Source organism: Pedobacter sp. B4419, assembly GCF_059693725.1.
In genome coordinates this window covers 640,999-657,581 of the sequence record NZ_JCASSL010000001.1, presented here as the reverse complement: position 1 = coordinate 657,581, position 16,583 = coordinate 640,999, and the positions used below count along the sequence as shown (strand labels likewise).

18 protein-coding genes and 1 tRNA gene are annotated in these 16,583 nt (G+C 40.8%); 17 read left to right on the top strand and 2 right to left on the bottom strand.

Annotated elements, in window-relative coordinates; translation table 11 throughout:
• Positions 1–160 precede the first annotated feature (160 nt).
• Complete coding sequence (locus AC570H_RS02690) at positions 161–2,440, bottom strand: glycosyltransferase family 4 protein (RefSeq protein WP_497351451.1); 2,280 nt, start codon at positions 2,438–2,440, stop codon at positions 161–163.
• Positions 2,441–2,686: 246 nt separating this feature from the next.
• Between AC570H_RS02690 and AC570H_RS02685 the strand changes: the two genes are divergently transcribed.
• The 17 genes from AC570H_RS02685 (at position 2,687) to AC570H_RS02605 (ending at position 14,281) form a co-directional block, all read left to right on the top strand.
• Positions 2,687–2,766 (top strand) — tRNA-Leu (locus AC570H_RS02685).
• A 562-nt stretch (positions 2,767–3,328) separates the two neighbouring features.
• On the top strand, positions 3,329–3,727 hold the full coding sequence (locus AC570H_RS02680) for a hypothetical protein (RefSeq protein WP_497351449.1): 399 nt from the start codon (positions 3,329–3,331) through the stop codon (positions 3,725–3,727).
• A 6-nt stretch (positions 3,728–3,733) separates the two neighbouring features.
• A complete protein-coding gene (locus tag AC570H_RS02675) occupies positions 3,734–4,705 on the top strand; it encodes a sensor histidine kinase (protein ID WP_497351447.1) in 972 nt (323 codons plus the stop codon).
• Between the two features lie 187 nt (positions 4,706–4,892).
• On the top strand, positions 4,893–5,309 hold the full coding sequence (locus AC570H_RS02670) for a hypothetical protein (RefSeq protein ID WP_497351445.1): 417 nt from the start codon (positions 4,893–4,895) through the stop codon (positions 5,307–5,309).
• A gap of 34 nt (positions 5,310–5,343) precedes the next feature.
• Positions 5,344–5,739, top strand: coding sequence for a hypothetical protein (locus AC570H_RS02665; protein ID WP_497351443.1), 396 nt, complete (start codon positions 5,344–5,346; stop codon positions 5,737–5,739).
• Positions 5,740–5,764: 25 nt separating this feature from the next.
• Positions 5,765–6,184: a lipocalin family protein gene (locus tag AC570H_RS02660; protein WP_497351441.1), complete on the top strand. Its 420-nt coding sequence runs from the start codon at positions 5,765–5,767 to the stop codon at positions 6,182–6,184.
• A 26-nt stretch (positions 6,185–6,210) separates the two neighbouring features.
• Entirely contained in the window at positions 6,211–6,657 is a 447-nt protein-coding gene (locus tag AC570H_RS02655; protein ID WP_497351439.1) for a hypothetical protein, read from the top strand.
• Positions 6,658–6,686: 29 nt separating this feature from the next.
• Positions 6,687–7,109 carry a hypothetical protein gene (locus tag AC570H_RS02650; RefSeq protein ID WP_497351437.1) on the top strand — a complete coding sequence of 141 codons (423 nt, stop codon included), beginning with the start codon at positions 6,687–6,689 and terminating at the stop codon, positions 7,107–7,109.
• Positions 7,110–7,163: 54 nt separating this feature from the next.
• Positions 7,164–9,161: a DUF1963 domain-containing protein gene (locus AC570H_RS02645; RefSeq protein WP_497351436.1), complete on the top strand. Its 1,998-nt coding sequence runs from the start codon at positions 7,164–7,166 to the stop codon at positions 9,159–9,161.
• Positions 9,162–9,216: 55 nt separating this feature from the next.
• Entirely contained in the window at positions 9,217–9,705 is a 489-nt protein-coding gene (locus tag AC570H_RS02640; RefSeq protein ID WP_497351434.1) for a hypothetical protein, read from the top strand.
• A 5-nt stretch (positions 9,706–9,710) separates the two neighbouring features.
• Entirely contained in the window at positions 9,711–10,367 is a 657-nt protein-coding gene (locus AC570H_RS02635; protein WP_497351432.1) for a suppressor of fused domain protein, read from the top strand.
• A gap of 67 nt (positions 10,368–10,434) precedes the next feature.
• On the top strand, positions 10,435–11,043 hold the full coding sequence (locus AC570H_RS02630) for a hypothetical protein (RefSeq protein ID WP_497351430.1): 609 nt from the start codon (positions 10,435–10,437) through the stop codon (positions 11,041–11,043).
• A gap of 66 nt (positions 11,044–11,109) precedes the next feature.
• Entirely contained in the window at positions 11,110–11,658 is a 549-nt protein-coding gene (locus tag AC570H_RS02625) for a hypothetical protein (RefSeq protein ID WP_497351428.1), read from the top strand.
• A gap of 3 nt (positions 11,659–11,661) precedes the next feature.
• On the top strand, positions 11,662–12,174 hold the full coding sequence (locus AC570H_RS02620; protein WP_497351426.1) for a hypothetical protein: 513 nt from the start codon (positions 11,662–11,664) through the stop codon (positions 12,172–12,174).
• Positions 12,175–12,184: 10 nt separating this feature from the next.
• Entirely contained in the window at positions 12,185–12,907 is a 723-nt protein-coding gene (locus AC570H_RS02615; protein ID WP_497351424.1) for a hypothetical protein, read from the top strand.
• A 4-nt stretch (positions 12,908–12,911) separates the two neighbouring features.
• On the top strand, positions 12,912–13,421 hold the full coding sequence (locus AC570H_RS02610; RefSeq protein ID WP_497351422.1) for a YqhG/Tai3 family protein: 510 nt from the start codon (positions 12,912–12,914) through the stop codon (positions 13,419–13,421).
• A gap of 11 nt (positions 13,422–13,432) precedes the next feature.
• Positions 13,433–14,281: a hypothetical protein gene (locus AC570H_RS02605; RefSeq protein WP_497351420.1), complete on the top strand. Its 849-nt coding sequence runs from the start codon at positions 13,433–13,435 to the stop codon at positions 14,279–14,281.
• A 20-nt stretch (positions 14,282–14,301) separates the two neighbouring features.
• Here the strand turns inward: AC570H_RS02605 and AC570H_RS02600 are convergent, their stop codons facing one another.
• Positions 14,302–16,428 carry a tetratricopeptide repeat-containing sensor histidine kinase gene (locus AC570H_RS02600; protein WP_497351418.1) on the bottom strand — a complete coding sequence of 709 codons (2,127 nt, stop codon included), beginning with the start codon at positions 16,426–16,428 and terminating at the stop codon, positions 14,302–14,304.
• Positions 16,429–16,583 lie beyond the last annotated feature (155 nt).

Here is a 16,583-nt window from a genome sequence, read left to right as displayed (position 1 = left end):
AATTTTTACGGCCCCTCTAATTGATAAAACTTGTATAGTCCCCCTGGTTGGTGTCTCCACCAACCAGAAAATAGCCAAATAAAAAAGCCGTCATTTTTAAAATGGCGGCTTTGGCTTTTTACAGCCTTGCTAACAATAATAGGGTTGATTGTTATTCTCTTTATTTCAGCAGCAAAGTCTCTTTTCTTTTAACCAAATTAAGATCGTGATCAAATTTAAAGGCTTGCGCCACTACTAAATGCGATACTAGGTAGGCTAATGTACTTTCTGCCCCTTGGTTCCTGTTTACGCTACCCGGATGCAAGCCGTCGGCGCAGCCTTTGGTCTCCGAATCGTAAAGCGGAATACGTAAAGAATTTTCTCCCAGAAACCACATGTAGCACGAGTACATCTTTTTAAGATAGTCGTTGTCTTTCGTAACCACATAAGCTTGGCAGTACATCAGTACCATGGCCATCAATTCAATGGCCTGCTGGTCATACAAGGGTATATCTTTCTTCCCTTTGGCATGCCATCCGTTATTTCCAATAGGATTAATGGTACTCAAGTTAAAGGTCAATTTTTCCAGGTACAGCAATGATTCCAAAGCAATCTGCTTCACCTCGGCATTTCCGGTTATTTCTGCCACATGCAGCAAGGCCAAAGGAAATAAGGCATTGTCATAGGTCATATGGTCTTCAAACCAATGCCAATCTTCATCTTTGGTATCCTTATAAGCCTTGATCAGCTTTTCTGATAGAGCATTAACTTCCACCAGGATGCGTTCATCATAAGGATGGGCTTTGAGGTAATGGCTTAAGCCGATAATGGAATTACACATCCCCCTTAAATGCACCAGTTCTTTGAGGTGTGGGATAGCTTTAAAGAAAAGTTCCTGCCCAAGCTCTACAAAAGACCGGTTAGGCGCCGCGTTGATTAAATAGCCTAAGGCCCAAATCGTACGGCCAAAAGAATCGTCTGAGCCACGCTCATCCAAATATTGGCGACTAAAACTCATGAAATTCCTGAAATCTCCATTTTCCAGCTGCATATCGTGGATGTAGCTCAAATAAATCGGCATCAGGTCTAATGCTTCCTTACTTCCGGTTTCTTGGTAAGCCATTAAGGCCATCAGCAAGGCACGGGCATTATCATCTAAACAGTAGCCTTCCCTCCGATTGGGAATTCCATATTTGGCATGCTGAAAAATTCCGGTATCGTCGGTAAGTCGTTTAACATAATCAAGGCTAAATTCTGGCATTAATCCAGGATCAATAATCTGACGGAGAATCTTATCACTATAATCAGGGTGTTTCACGGCTTTTTCTATTAATTGAATATAAGATTGACCAATTTTTGGCCAACGCAACTGTAAGCCATACTGATAGGCCTTGCTTTTTAAAGCCTGTAGCTGTGAAGGGTTTTCGAGCAATCGATTAACTAAATGGGCTAAATTGGCATGGTCTTTAAAGTTGAACAATTCGCCACGACCATCGGCCAACAATTCTTGTGCATGCCAATAAGGGGTAGAAACTACCGCCGCACCGGCACCAACGGCATAAGAAAGCGTGCCACTGGTAATTTGGGCTTCGTTAAAATAAGGTGTAATGTATACCTCGGCAGCCGAAAGATAATTGATTAGTTCTTCTTCCTCTACAAAACGGTTTAAAAAGACCAAATGATCGGCTACGCCCAATTCTTCGGCCAAGTTCTTAAGGTAATCACGATACTCTTCGCCCGAATGCTTTAAAATACCTGGATGCGTATTGCCCAATATCACATAAGCCACATCTGGATTTTTGGCTACAATTTGTGGCAAGGCTTTTACCACGGTTTCCAGCCCCTTGTTGCGGCTAATCAGGCCAAAAGTAAGCAACAGGCGTTTGCCTTTTAGTTGAGGCAGACTTTTAATAGGGTTTGGCAACGGAGCTTCCAAATCTGGCACTCCATGTTCTATAAACTGGATTTTTTCTTTGGGAATCTGGTAAATCTGAATGAGAAAATCGATGGCCTTTTTGCTCATCACCACAATTTTGGTAGAACGTTTGGCTATTTCCCTAATAATCGATTTTTGGAGAAAAGTAGGCGAATTTAAAACGGTATGCAGAATGGAAACCAATGGTTTCTCTAATTGATTGATAAAAGGCAGTACATAAAGCCCGCTTTCTCCTCCGTAAATCCCAAACTCGTGCTGCAGGATACAAGCATCAGCATCGCTGTTGTTGATAAATTGGGCAGCGGCTGCATAATCTTCCTGCAGGTTCTGTCTGATTACAAACTTCACCTCTTTGGGATATGCGTATTCGTTCACATCGTCTGATTGGTTCAATGCTACCACTAAACTTGATTGTGCAAAGGTTTGGTCGCTCAAATTGGCATTGATGGCCTTGATCAAGTTCTGGTTAAAAGTGGCTAAACCGCATTCTCTGGGAGGATAGGTTGAAATGTATGCTATTTTCATATTCGAAATAAAATAATTAGGGTATTGATCAATTATTATCAAAAATTAATTGCTGGAGCGCATCATTTTGATGGAGATACTACAACAACAAGCAACCAAACAGCATTGTTTTGGGCGAAAAGGTATAAAACGTCTCTTTTTTGGAGTAGAGAAGCCCTTGTTTTAAAGGCAGTTAAATGATAAATAAAAATAATGTTTGCAAATCAATATTGCCCTTGCTATATTTGCATCCCGCTAAACAGCAATGCCCAGATGGCGGAATTGGTAGACGCGCTGGTCTCAAACACCTGTGGGAAACCGTGCCGGTTCGACTCCGGCTCTGGGTACGCTTAAAAGCCTTCGAGAAATCGGAGGCTTTTTTGTTAATATTAACATCTTCTTCGACTCTTGTCCGACTCTTCTTCGGGAAAAGTGCGTTTAAAGGGCAGTTTTCCGAACAACTCTCGAAGGAGACTCGAAGAACCCAGCCAAAAAACAGACATTTTCAGACATTTTCGGAAATTTCCGGACATTGTCACCTAGGTTCTTGTTCTGGACAATGGCACCATTTACATTCGTTCAATATTAGGTTGCGATAGAATGAAAAACAGATTTTAAACTTTTGCCAGGAATTTAACTTCGAACAAAGTGTGTTCAATGATTGTCTACATTTCCCCAAGGGCAAAAATGTCAATGCCCTAAAATAAAAGTCTTATTTTCCGTATACAAAAACCTATTAAAATTATAATGATCTTATTATTTATTCGAGAACAAATACATCACCACTGAACATTTAGACTTTTTCTATCAACAGATGTCAACAGCCAGATGGCAATGAAAATGATATGTTGAGGTAGGCAGTAATTTTATAGTTCAAAAAATTTACTTTTACAATCCGAACAGTTCAACATGCCTAAACCATCTCTTATTGCAATCGGTCTAAAGTCTCTCAAGAATAAAACACTTTGGACAGATTTAATAGGAAGTCCTAGCTTGTTTGCCTTAGAGAGCAGGATTTTTCATTCAATTTGTATCGCACTGGTTATTTTAGATGCCGTCTACATTCCCTACAACCTATATGCGGGCTTATATGTGGGCTCTTTTTCAGCTTTGGTATTCGGCGTGCTGTTTGTTTATCAATACTATCGTTCGCGATTTAAAGCCCAAACGCATAGCACCACCTTGTTTGCCTTGGCGGGCCTGGTTATTTTTGGTGTTAATTATTTTACCAATTCGGGCATCGATGGCTCTACAGATTTGATCTGGCCAGCCTATTTGCTCTTGGTGCTGGCCATTTCTCCCTATTAGCAACATTTGAGGTGGCTGTTGATTTATTTGGTAAGTTTCATTCTTATCCACTTTCTCGAATTCCGCTATCCCGATTGGGTACAGCATCCTTTTGTAGCAGGCCAAGGGCAATTCATTGATCGTGTTACCGCATTCCCGATCCCGGTTTTCGTCGTCTACATCATCATTAGGTTCATCAGGAGAAGCTACGATACCGAAAGACAGGTGGCCCTAGAGAAAACCTTGGCGGTAGAAAACAGCAAAGCCCAGATTTTGGTCCAAAACGAACAATTGGAAAAGAGCAACAGCGAAAAGAACAAGCTGATGTCTATCATCTCCCACGACCTGCGCTCGCCCCTCATCAACATTCAAAACTACCTGCAATTGCTGAACGAAAGCCAAGTCGACGACATCAATCTGCCAATATTGGAAAGATCTTTAATGCAATCGACCAACGGTGCCGTACAAATGCTATCCAACTTTTTGCATTGGTCAAAATCGCAAATGGATGGCGTAAGCGCCAATTTAACCACTATAAACCTTGGTTTGGCTTTACGGGGCACCATTGAAATGGAAAATGTAAACGCTACTAAAAAAGACATTGCCCTAAATGTAAGCATCTCCCCTACGCTCCAGGTTTTTGCCGATGCAGACATGCTGCAACTGGTGGTGCGCAATTTGATAAGCAATGCCATAAAGTTTACGCCAAACGGCGGAAAAATAGAAGTCAGTGCCAAACCATTGCTTAATGAATGCCAGATTACCATCAGCGACAATGGAAATGGCATTGCAGCAGAAAAACAAGAAAAAATCTTCTCCATCAAGGCCGAATCTACCTATGGCACCAATAACGAAAAGGGCATTGGCTTGGGTTTGATGCTGTGCAAAGAATTTATCGAGCACCAAGGCGGAAGAATAGATTTTGAAAGCACGGTAGGCCAAGGTTCCAGCTTTTTCCTATTTGTGCAGCTAGCTCCAAAAGCCGTAGCTCTCTACTAGTTCAAATCAACGAACAAGACAGACAAACAACTGAAAAACAGCTAATTAATCATTTTAAGTAGATGCGTTGTAGACGCTTTTCTGGCAACAGGTAGTCGCTAGGTAGTCGCTGTTTTCTTGGCTCCTGCTCCTGATGGACTTAATTTTGTGTATCCCTATTTAATTGAGCACATTAATCCTTATACCCATGAAAACACTAAAAATGATGAGCCTATTGGTTGCAGTTCTATTTGCTTTTACTGCCTGTAAAAAAGACAAAGCACCAGAAAAAACACCAACAGAACAGACCAAGGAAAAGATATTGGGCAAATGGAATTTCGAATCAGGGACAATCGTTACTACAAACCCGCCCAATCCCGAAAAAACAGAAAATCTTACCGGCAGGCCAGGCATGTATTTTGAATTTCGCGCAGATGGGATTTCGAAGAACAACCTGGAAGGAGAAACAGAAGAGCCCTATGCATTAAAAAGCAGTACCACTATTCAGATAGGAGATTATACCTATACCATTAAAGAGCTTACTGCCACTAGGCTTGTATTGGAGTCGCTACAGCGCAATGACACCACAACGGTAAGGTTTACCATAATTCTCAACAGGCAATAAGCTTTGCTGATGAATGCAATAACCAATTTAACCCATGAAAACAATAAAACTAAGCATACTTTTTCTGTCAGCTACAATTATGATGACAGTTGCCTGCAAAAAAGATAAAATGCCAGTGGAGAGCATCCGCGAAAAAATATTGGGCCGATGGAATTTCCTATCCATAGAATATAAATCAGATACTCAGCTCTATCCCACAACCAGTTATGCCAAACCTGGCGACTATATCTACTTTGACAACGACGGAAAACTAACCTATGTATTATATGGGAATATAAAAAGTATGAACTATAACATCGATGAAGACGGGATTACGTTTGACGGGAATAACTATAACATAGAAAAACTAACCGATGTCAAACTAGTACTCAGCTATGAGACGATATACAATGGAGACACCGAAACCTATACCTATACATTTAATAAATAGTCTTTAAAACATTTAAAACAATGCCATGAAAAACTTAATCGCAACACTATTTTTCGCAGTTTTCTTTTGCTCCTTTATCAGTTGCAAAAAAGACAAAGCGCCTGAAAAAACACCGACCGAAATGAACAAGGAAAAAATAATTGGCAAATGGAACCTGATTTCATACGACTTCGAGATAACCGAACCCTCAAAGCCTGTTCAAAAGGGCACTGAAAAAGCCAGAACGGGCGATTATTTCGATTTTCGTGCCGACGGAAAGGTTTATTCGGTAATAGAGGGCCAAAAAGAACAAAGCAGTACCTATACCATTACGAATAACCAATTGACAATTGGTGGCGGAGAAGTCTACACCATCAAGGAACTAACCGATCACAAATTGGCTTTCGAAGAAATAAGGACAAGCTCAACCAGAACCATTAAACAGACACTTAATTTAAGCAGATAAGCAATAAACCTTTAAAATACAAACCCATGAAAAAACTAATATTACCTATGCTGACAGTAGCTTTTGCACTTTTCATGACCAGTTGCAAAAAAGACAAAAAAGAACCCGACAACAGCCAAGCCATGGTAGCCAAGCTACAGGGCAATTGGGAAGCTACAAAAATTACCGAAAAGATATACGAAGTACAAAGCAACAAGCTGGTTTCTGAAACCACGCAACCCTACCCTGCCAACGAAAGAACCATAGCGTATCAAGACAATAAAATCCTATACTATCGCAAGGGAGTGTTGAGAAATACCTACACCTATGCCATAATTGGCAACGAAATACGCATGAGGGAGGGCAACCAAGGTACTTACTTTCAATTGAAGTTTTATTCAGATACGCAACATTCTCATACCGAAGAATATACTTATACAAGCAACAAAGTGGAGATGAAAGAAGTAACGGAAACCTATTACAACAAAAAATAATCGTTTAAAGAAATTAACTCCTAAAAATAATGAAAAAATATATCCTGCTCTTATTGGTGGCTGCTGTCACGATTGGAGGCTGTAAAAAAGATAAATCAACCCTTGCAGAAACTAATACACGGCTGTTTCAGGGCAAATGGAAAGTTACCCATGTCAAAAATACCAGTTTAAAAAATGGGCAGGTGGTAGAAACCCAAGAAGAAGCCGAAGGCCTTTTGATATTCGATTTTGCAGGCAATAAGCTGAAACTAAATGAAAACGGCAAAACAACGGTCGATTACCTCTTTACCGTAGAAGGCGACGAGCTGATGATCAGAAATAATAGCGAAGCTTCATTTTTCAAGTATAAGTTTAGCTCAGGCACCCAATTGGAGCTCTCTCAAAGTGAAACCGTAACCCAGAATAGCATTACCTACGAAAACAAGCAAACCTATGTAATGAGCAAAATGTAGAGCCTCTAATTAGAAAATACCTTAGCAGTTAATTATTGATCTAATGGAAAAACGATGAAGACACCAGAAATCCTACCCTTTGAACTGCCAAAAAATGGTGAAGATATTTTCCAAATCGGCGATTTTTCTTTTGAGATTTTACAAGAAGAATCGAAATGGGAAATACCTGCTTTAAGCAAAGTAGTAGATACGCATATTGTAGCCAAAACCAGCGAAGTAAAACGAGCCATAAAAGCCAAGTTGATTGATGATGATATAGAAGAAGACGAGCTAAAAGTGCATATTGATTTTCCCGGTATCGGAGTTTATAAAAATGGCGTGCCTGATGGAATTTTCGAAATTAAAGAAGACAAATGCGAACCTACCTATACTTATGTGCGCAAAGAGGGATTTGAATATCGCCTTGATTTTTTTGGCACCGTTACCTTTAAAGACAACTGGGTGGCCTACAATGGTTACTTAAAACCTCCTTATGACGACAAGCCTTGTTTTCCGGTAAAAATATACAAGCAATTTGATGCCACAGCGCTCGATTGGAGCAACTATAAATTTACTGCTTATGAAGAAACATTGCAGGCACCGCCAGAAATTGTACGCTACCTCTATTTAACCAATCCGGATGTTGAAGAATTGCCGGATAGGCTGTTCGACTTTAGCAAGCTTAAAGAGCTTGTGATTGCCTGTCAATATCCCCTGCAGGCATTGCCCTTAAAGTCGCTATCCGATAAAATCGGCAGTCTGCAGCAACTGGAGCAGCTTTCTATTAATGGTACACAATTCGAAACACTCCCCGAAAGCATAGGCCAACTCAAAAACCTGACTCGGTTTTACATGAACAATGGGCAATTAAAAACCATACCAGCTAGCCTGTTTAAATTAACCAAATTGGAACATTTGATGCTCTCTAGCCATCAGCTGGAAACCTTGCCCCAACAGGTGCAGCTACCGGTACTGAAGTCTTTGGATGTTTCGAACAATAAGCTTAAAACCCTATCCGAAGGCTTGCTGCAACAGGGAAATTTAAATTCCATCGACCTGGAGAAAAACCCATGGGAAAGCCTGCCCGCCGAAATCAATAAGATCAAAAACGTAAAACTATCCATCGATGATAAAAAAAGACTGATGGATTTCAATTACAAAGGCGCCGATGGAAAAGGCATTGGTCAATGGAACGATACCCTCTTCTTTGCCAAAGGCGATAACGAGTTAGCTGCCCAAATTACTGCGGTATTTAAAGAAAATAATATTGATACTTATCAAAAGGCACTGTCGGCACTGGTTAAAAAAAGCATCGCTTTTAAACTAGGCGATGAAGAAGATTATAGCCGCATTGGCAATCATCGTTTTGGGGGCATGCCCGATTTACCTGCCGAGATGGATTATCCAAAATTTATGGATAAAACCCGCGATGGCGAGCAACAATACCACTACGAATTTATTGCACAGGTAAATTGCGGGGAAGTTTCTGCCCTGCAGGATTACCTGCCCCGCAAAGGCATGTTGTTCTTTTTCCTAGAAACCATCCACAACATTTATGACCGGTCTGCCCACAATCCCTGCAAAGTGATTTATATAGCCGATACCGCATCGCTACAAAGCGGGAGCCGATTCGAGTTCAGCACCGAGGACTATTTTGAGATGTACGATCCCACTTATCAGGCCAACAAGGCTGATGCTGTAAAAGAAATCTCCTTTCCCTCATTTTATGCCAGCTATACAAATCGGTATCTATTTAAGGGCGATGCCGAACCTTTAAAAGATGAAGAAGGCTTTGAAAATGGATTATTTGAGGAACTGACCGAAACGGGCGCAGGCAACAGAGCATACCAGCACAGTATAAATGCCTATGGTTTTACGCAACACGAATCGCCCGAGTTGCAGGCCTCATTAAAGCTCAAGGGAAATCCAGAAGATTGGATCATCCTGCTGAAGGTAAGTTCATCTGGCGATTTCCAATGGGGCGACGCCGGCGATCTCTTTTTTATCATCCATAAAAGCGATCTGACCAAAGGCGATTTCGGCAATGTTTTTGTAACGTTGGAAAGCAGTTAGCAAACAGATTTTACGGAATGGTGAATAATTCTTAAAAGCAAAGAACGAACTGCATATGACAACAAACGAGATTAAATTGGTGCTTTTTGCAGACTACTTTCAATTTTATATACAAGATGAAAAAGCAGTTGGCGATTTGAGTGACAAATGGACAAACGAAGCCGTTGACCTGCTTTTGGCAACAGGCGATGGAACAATTGGAATTGGGACCGCACGAAACATGAATGTTCCGGTAGCGCTAAAAACATTTGCCAACGAACCTCCGTTTTTGAATGATGATGAACAAGTGATCGACCAAATAAACGAGTGCGACATCGAAGTGAGTTCGGGTAAAATTGTAATTGCAGGATGTACAGACTATTTCCCAGCTGCGAAAAGAATTGAACTTAAAAATGGGGTTTACAGGGCACGCCTCTATTATGGAAACCTCGACAAAATAAGTGAAGATGGACTTGATGGAGAAGATTTTTATGAAATCCATTTATGGAAGACGGATCAAAAAGATGGCATAAAAGTAATTAAGAATAGACAAGCTAATACATAATTATCATGACACCAGAAGCATATAAAAAACAGTTCACGGCTGAGGATACGCCCGGATGGCAAGCGATAGACGATCAATTGGAAAAAATATATGGAGATGCCCCAACCCGCCATTATGGCCCACTTTGCGGAATTCACTTTGCAGCCGGAGGAACAGACCCCATTGATGGCGCCAGCATTTACGACAGCAACCACCAATCATTCCACAGGCATATCGTAAGCTATGGCATGAGCGAACTGTATTATGACGAAGAGAAAGCTGGTGGCGAATTCAGCAAATGGGGCTTTGAGTTTACATTCAGGCTGGCTCCTTTTAAAGAAGATGCCAACGATCCCACCTGGGCCATACAGGTCATGAACAATTTAGCGAGGTATGTATTTTCAAGTGGCAAATGGTTCGAAGAAAATCATTTCATCCCCGCCAACGGACCAATAAGATTAAATACGGAAACGGAAATAACCGGTTTTGTTTTCGCCTTAGATCCCGAATTGGGCAAAATCGAAACACCCCATGGCGAAGTAAGCTTTCTGCAGCTGGTAGGGATCACCAATACAGAAGTAGAAATGCTGAAACAAAGTCCAAGTATAGCAGCTGTAGAAAATTTAATAGCCAACCTGCGAAAGGATAATCCCCTATTGATAACAGACCTGAGCAGAAAATAAAAAAGCATTAAGGATATCCATAAAACATTAGATAGCAGCAGCTTTACAGCACATAAAAATCCATATCATGGCGCATCAATCGGCAAATAAACAATACGATAGCAATTGGGCGTTGCTGCCCGGCATTGGGCTGGGCAAAGCGGCATTTGAAATGACCCGGCTAGAGGTAAATGCGTTTAAAGATGTTCTGGGGGAAATTACTGGCGAAAGCAATTCATTGGCACAAAAAGAACAGTTACTGGCTACTTATCATATGCTTAACGACTTTTTTACCGAAGAGGATCTAAAAACGGTAATGGAAGCTTTAGATGAAACAGGCGCACAACGCGGGTTTATAGAAACAGAATACAGGTCGACAGGCTTAACACTGGAATACGAGGATGGTAAACTAACGGAATTTTTTGCCGATGACAGGGCTAAACAACTTCATTTTGAAGGTACTCCTATTTTTTCGAACCCGCTAAGTTTAATAGAACAAATGGCTGCTGCCCTGCAGGAAAACCCTTTAATTAAAGATGATGAACTTGTGTTTCAAGAAAACAATATCTACCTGTTTTCTTTTATCCGAAAAGATTTTACAGCAGGCGATGCAAAAAATAGAACCATGGTTTGGAGAAAACATCCCAGGCCTTTAGGCACAAGTTTATCGGATTATCAAACGTTGAAAATTATATAGCCAATAAAATAACAAAATTTCAATCGGTACTACTGATACTAAACAAGTAGCTATGTCAAGTCTTTTATGAGAAAAGAAAGCGTTTATAAAATATTGGATCGCCACATTGAATTTGAATGGTACAACCTGTTCTTTAGTTCCTTGCATGAAAACGGAAAGGTAAGCTTGGATCGAATCAATGCCGTAGACCTTAACACTTCGCCCCATTCGTTGATTATCGACAATAGCGAGGTTATTTTCTTCAATCATAACGACACTCAATCGTTAGCAGAATTTGCCTCAAGAAACGATATTCCTTTCTCTACGCATATTGATACATGGGCGATATTAACCAGAGACTACCTCGACACTGAACTGAGCTTAGAAACAATTAGTGACCAAAACAAACAATTAAGGGCTGTTGGAATAGACGAGAACGAATTTAAGGCCATCAGCAAAGAATTGGAACCTACACTGTTTGGAACCTTGGAATGGACTTATTTGGGTTTGTGGGATGTGCTGACCATGAAACAATTGAGAACGCCATTTTATCGCTTTTCTGGAAAGAATTATTACTGGAAAGCAATGGCAATAGCCCTTAAAGGAAGCAAATACGAAACAAAGCCCAATCATTGACCCATGAAAATCCTACTTGTTATTTTATTCGGCTCATTAGCCTTAATTGCGTCTGCACAAAATGCAGCTGAGCAGGTAGAAAAAATCAGGAAAGCATTTGAGCTGATCAACGCTTCTAAACTAGATGCAACATCTTACAGCTATAGCAACAAATGCGGCGTGCTCAAGGCAAGCTTAAAAATCTACAGCAAGAACGGCGAGATCAAAAAAATAAGTGATATCGGGGTTGGAGACGACGATAAGGCCGCTGCCTCATGGAACTATCAATACTATTTTCAAAATGGCATATTGATTTTCTCCTATCAAACCAAGCGCTACTTAGACAATGAAAAGAATCAGGAAGTAAAGGAAGAAAACAGGCAATATTTTGTGGGCAATCGTTTAATTAAGCAAATCGAAAATCAAAAGACCACTTTTCCCAAAAACAGTACAATTAACCAAAGCGACATCAGGTACCAGCTCAAACTCGTCAAAAAAAGAGCCGATATCGATAAGTTATATAAATGTCTCCATTAATCTAAAAACAATGAAACAGGTTATGCTATCCCTATTGGTCATTTTGGTTTTATCAAGTTGCAATAGTCCAGAAAGCAAAAAAGCTGATCAAGGCGATCGGACTGCATTGGTACCAGAACCTGATAAAGACCTGAGGGAAGCTTATGAAAAGCAGGCAACAAAGCACCAAACATTTAATCAAACCATTTCCAATATTCCGCAGGCTCTAAGCGCATTCATTCCGAAAGGCTATTCGGCAATTAACGAGGCAAAGGGGGATGTTAATTTGGACGGAATAACAGACAGGATTTTGGTACTGAAAAGAAACGATGAGGGTACCACTTCAAATTATACCGAAAACAAACCTGCCAAACGCCCCTTATTGATTCTACTGGGCAAAGCCGATGGCGCCTACAAACTGGCCTTACGTAACGACAATGCGGTTTATTGCATTGACTGCGGTGGAATTGGTGGCGACCCTTTTATGACTATTTCCATAAAAAACAATTCCTTTTCTATTGAACATGGCGTTGCCGGAGGCGAGCATTGGGAAAGGGTGAGTATATTCAAATATGATAAAGCAAAGCAAACTTGGTTTTTGAACGAAGAGCGCTACGTCACGTATAAATTAAACACAAACAACGATCCAAATGCAGAGGCATTAATAATGGATATCAAAAGAACAACAACAACCAAAGATTTTGGCATTGTACCATTTAATGCATTCGACCTTTATAAGCAAGAGGAGGAATAGAATTATGAAAAAATCAATATGCATCATGTTTATAGCCATATTGTTCTTAACGATCCAGGCCTGTAAAACCGATGCAAATCAAAAGGAAGTCCAGCAAACAATTAATGCCTTTTTCAAAAACTATAAGGGCGATTTTAGAAAGATCAACCGCAATTTAATCAGCCAAGATCTTGCGGCACTGCTAGACAAAGCCATCGCCAAAGAGAAGTTGGAAGCAAGCAAAGTGGCTAATAGCGATTCGCCAACCGACAAGCCCTTAATGATAGAAAGCGATATTTTTACCAGTTTGTATGAAGGACAGGATCAATTTAAAATCGGAATGATTAAATTAGATGGAGAAAAGGCAACAGTTAGCCTAACTTTTGGCAACTCCAAATTCAAGGAAAGCTGGAAAGACAAGGTTATTTTAATCAAACAAGAAGGCTGGCGCATCGACAATGTTATTTTTAAAGGCAATCTTGAATTGGCCAGTACCAAAGCCGTATTGAACGATTTCATGACGAAGAAGCAATAAAATTTAAATTTATGATGGACAAGAAAGTAGTTGCGTTACTCAAGAAAGTTTATTTTTACGAAAATGGATTTTACAATCCCGAACTGAAAAGGCACGAACATCGAATCCCAGCCACGCTTAGCCAGGCAGACTTGGCCTTATTGGAGAGCAAGAACCTTAAACCCAATAATTTTGAAACCTTTGACCACGACAAGGCCTTAGACCGTCTATTACAGCTCCGAGCTAATAAAAAACTGACCCTAGATTTTGCCACCTCTCTATTTTTAAAAGGGCTGAGCGGAGATATGCCAAGAGCAAGGCAAACCTTAATGAGTTTCGTATACCTCAAAAACCTGAATCCACATTCTTTTGTGGGTGAAAAAACCTGTGAGATTTGCGGATTGCCCAAACTGGAAAGCGAAGACAAAACACACAGTCTGTATACTTATTATTTAGGCCATTCGTGGAATGAACAACCGCTCCATTTTTTAATTGAACTAGAAGAGGCTATAACTTTTGATAAACCCGAAATCACCAAAGCCGATCAGGACAAATTAGCTGATTTACTAGCCTTTATCGCAAAAGCCGAACCAACGGAAACACCAGGACAGCTAGAAAAAAGAATGGCTCTCCATAAAATTTTGGAGCAAACCGATAAATATAAACGCTATGGAATTTTGCAGACTTTAGCCGAATGTGGCATTTTGCCCAACTCCTTGATCAAGCCTAAATACGATGCGTTTGCAACCCAACAAGAGCTATGGAAAGCGAGCGAAAAGCTCACCACTTCACATCGGTCGGATATCGTTTTGCCTTTGGCCGGCTGGAAGGGCGCAAACGGGGTAGACCTGAAACGTTATGAAGAGATTTTCGGCAGGTAGCGCAATTCTTTGAGAATGTGCTATGGCGTATGCAATTCGTTTTTTACCTGAGCTGGCACCAGCGTTGATTTATCTAGGGGCAACTCCACATAAAAAGTGGTACCCACCCCTACTTTGCTCTCGAACCAGATTTTGCCATTGTGCGCCCTGATGATCTGCTTGGCAATGGCTAAACCCAAGCCAAAAGTCTGTTCGCCCGCTGTGCCCAATCTTGTATCGTCGCTATAAATATCAAATACGCTTTCTTTCAAATCCTCTGGAATTCCAATCCCATTATCTTTTACAGCAATTAAGGCGCTAGAAGCAGTTCGGGTAAGACTGATTTCAATCATCGAGTGATCGTGACTGAATTTAATGGCATTGCCGATGAGGTTGCTGATGACCCTCCATATTTTTACCGCATTTACCGAGAGAATAAGCGAAGTGCCATGAAGCAGGATCTGTTGGTTTTTTAAGTCTGCTTTGAGCTTAAGCTGATCAATACAATAATTGAGGATACTGTAAAGGTCTTCTGGCTCTTTGTTGAGCTCTTCGGCAATCGCTGCAGGCTGTAACAGTTCTCCAACAAGATTCAAACAGTCTTCGGCCGATTGCTTCATCAATCCGGCCAATTGCCTTCCCTCCTCATTGAGTGTATTTTTCTCCAACATCATCGAAATGATCATATCAATTGCACCTATAGGGCTCCGAAGATCATGTGCCACCAGCTTCATCAACTGTGCATTGTCTTCCTGGCTTTGTTCCAAAATGGAAAGTGTTTTCTCCAATTGTTCATTTTGCTTCAGAACACGCTTATTGAGCAAAGTGAGATTGGCCACATTGGCCCTCGAACGCTTAAGACTGAGCCATACCATGAGCAAGATAACTACTGCCATAACCAAAATAATCGCAGAAGCGGCCAAGTACACTGTTTTTAAGTGTTGGTCTCGTTTGGCCAAGGCCAAAAAATGTTGCTGTTCGGCATGCCTAAACGCCGCATCCATATCGGTACTTTTCAGTTCGCTGGTTACCGCCGAGATCGAATCTTTGATTGCATTGTATTTCAGCATTAAACGGTAAGCTTGATTGGTATCGCCAATACTTTCGAAATAACGGCTTTTGAGGTGATGGAGCGAGTTGCGCAAGTTCAAACTGGCATCGTTGTCTCCCTCTCTTAAAGCCAAATCGGTATCTAAAGCTGCAATGGTGCCTTTTACGGCTTCGATCCGATTGGTGCGCAGGTACAAATCGGCCAGCTTGGCTTTTGCAGTTTGGGCATCCTCTACTGCGTATCCAGGCCTATCATTAATGCTTATGCTCAGGTTAAGGTACTTCTCGGCATTGGCATAATCTTTCATTTTGGTGTATAGGCCACCCAAATTCCCGTAAAAAACCCCTTTTGCCGTTTCGATGTATTGTTTTCTTGTTGGATAAGCGGGTTCTATTCTTTTGATAAAGGCCAAGCCCTGCAAATAATAATGCAGGGAACTATCTAATTGATTTGCCCTTTCAAAACAGAGGGCAATACTGTTATAGGTCGATTGTGGGGTAATAAACTGGTTATCGAATTTTGTGCTGTCTGGGCAATGATTAATTTCTTTTAATGCCTGCTTAAAATAAGGCACGGCTTTGAGGTAATGCTGCTGAACAAACCGCACCAACCCAAGTCTTGCCGAAAAATCGGAGAGCTGGCAACTGTCTAAATTTTCTTTAGCAAACAAATGGCCCTGGTAATAGCTCTCAAAAGCCTTATCGTACCTGCGCTGGGCCCTAAGCACATCGCCCCTGGCAAAAAGCGTTTGCGCATATTCGGTTTCGTATTGGCCTTCCCTATTTTTAAGCATGGTAAACATGCTGTCAACATATTGCTCTGCCTTAAATGGCTTTACATCATAATTAAGGTAAAAGTTGTTATAAAAATTATATTTCCGCCATAAATCTATGGGCCCAGGATTTGGCAAAGCAGCATAAATAGAATCGAGGTAAGCAATAGAACGGTTGATTTTTCCACTGTTGAGCAATCCGTTGGCCACATCCAAAACGCTATCTGTTTTTGCGGTTTGGTTCTGCTCTGGCGCTACGCTTCTTTTGCACGAGGCAGTTAAAAAAACACCAATAAGGGCAAAGCCGAACAAAAACTGCCTAAAGGATGGATATAAATGATACACTCGCGGGATGATTTTTTGCCTCTATTTCTAAGATAAGCAAAATTGAAACAATGTTACTGGCACTTTCTGTTTTTTTCTATTCATTTTATTCATAAGCCGTTAACCGTTGCGAAACCTATAAAAACCTTTTATTCCTATCGCTAAATCTTTTCGGT

Coding starts and splice junctions, on each gene's coding strand:
- AC570H_RS02690 (WP_497351451.1), bottom strand. CDS start 2,440: ATGAAAATAGCATACATTTCAACCTATCCTCCCAGAGAATGCGGTTTA.
- AC570H_RS02680 (WP_497351449.1), top strand. CDS start 3,329: ATGCCTAAACCATCTCTTATTGCAATCGGTCTAAAGTCTCTCAAGAAT.
- AC570H_RS02670 (WP_497351445.1), top strand. CDS start 4,893: ATGAAAACACTAAAAATGATGAGCCTATTGGTTGCAGTTCTATTTGCT.
- AC570H_RS02665 (WP_497351443.1), top strand. CDS start 5,344: ATGAAAACAATAAAACTAAGCATACTTTTTCTGTCAGCTACAATTATG.
- AC570H_RS02660 (WP_497351441.1), top strand. CDS start 5,765: ATGAAAAACTTAATCGCAACACTATTTTTCGCAGTTTTCTTTTGCTCC.
- AC570H_RS02655 (WP_497351439.1), top strand. CDS start 6,211: ATGAAAAAACTAATATTACCTATGCTGACAGTAGCTTTTGCACTTTTC.
- AC570H_RS02650 (WP_497351437.1), top strand. CDS start 6,687: ATGAAAAAATATATCCTGCTCTTATTGGTGGCTGCTGTCACGATTGGA.
- AC570H_RS02645 (WP_497351436.1), top strand. CDS start 7,164: ATGAAGACACCAGAAATCCTACCCTTTGAACTGCCAAAAAATGGTGAA.
- AC570H_RS02640 (WP_497351434.1), top strand. CDS start 9,217: ATGACAACAAACGAGATTAAATTGGTGCTTTTTGCAGACTACTTTCAA.
- AC570H_RS02635 (WP_497351432.1), top strand. CDS start 9,711: ATGACACCAGAAGCATATAAAAAACAGTTCACGGCTGAGGATACGCCC.
- AC570H_RS02630 (WP_497351430.1), top strand. CDS start 10,435: ATGGCGCATCAATCGGCAAATAAACAATACGATAGCAATTGGGCGTTG.
- AC570H_RS02625 (WP_497351428.1), top strand. CDS start 11,110: ATGAGAAAAGAAAGCGTTTATAAAATATTGGATCGCCACATTGAATTT.
- AC570H_RS02620 (WP_497351426.1), top strand. CDS start 11,662: ATGAAAATCCTACTTGTTATTTTATTCGGCTCATTAGCCTTAATTGCG.
- AC570H_RS02615 (WP_497351424.1), top strand. CDS start 12,185: ATGAAACAGGTTATGCTATCCCTATTGGTCATTTTGGTTTTATCAAGT.
- AC570H_RS02610 (WP_497351422.1), top strand. CDS start 12,912: ATGAAAAAATCAATATGCATCATGTTTATAGCCATATTGTTCTTAACG.
- AC570H_RS02605 (WP_497351420.1), top strand. CDS start 13,433: ATGATGGACAAGAAAGTAGTTGCGTTACTCAAGAAAGTTTATTTTTAC.